This is a genomic window from Bradyrhizobium uaiense (assembly GCF_010811875.1).
GTDB classification, from domain to species: Bacteria; Pseudomonadota; Alphaproteobacteria; order Rhizobiales; family Xanthobacteraceae; genus Bradyrhizobium; species Bradyrhizobium uaiense.
On sequence record NZ_VKHP01001041.1, the window covers coordinates 1 to 242 of the forward strand.

Consider the following 242-nt stretch of genomic DNA (forward strand, 5'->3'; position numbering starts at 1 on the left):
GACGAGATGAAGGTTGCCGCCGGAGAAGTCGAGGCCCGAGAGATCGAGGCGCGACAGTCGCTTTCCCTCCAAATCCACGGTGTGTCGGTCTCCTTGAGACGCGGCCTTGAGGAGCGCGTCGACCTCGATAGTCCCGAAATGACTATGTCGGAGATGACGCGCGCCGAGGTCGACGCGCTCCTCAAGGCCGCGTATCAAGGAGACCGACACACCGTGGATTTGGCGGGAAAGCGACTGTCGCG

Annotated in this window: 1 pseudogene; it reads left to right on the forward strand. The window is 62.4% G+C overall.

Features of this window, described 5'->3' with window-relative positions:
* Window positions 1-6: 6 nt before the first annotated feature.
* Window positions 7-242, forward strand: a pseudogene (locus tag FNJ47_RS52685) (hypothetical protein); the annotation flags it as partial.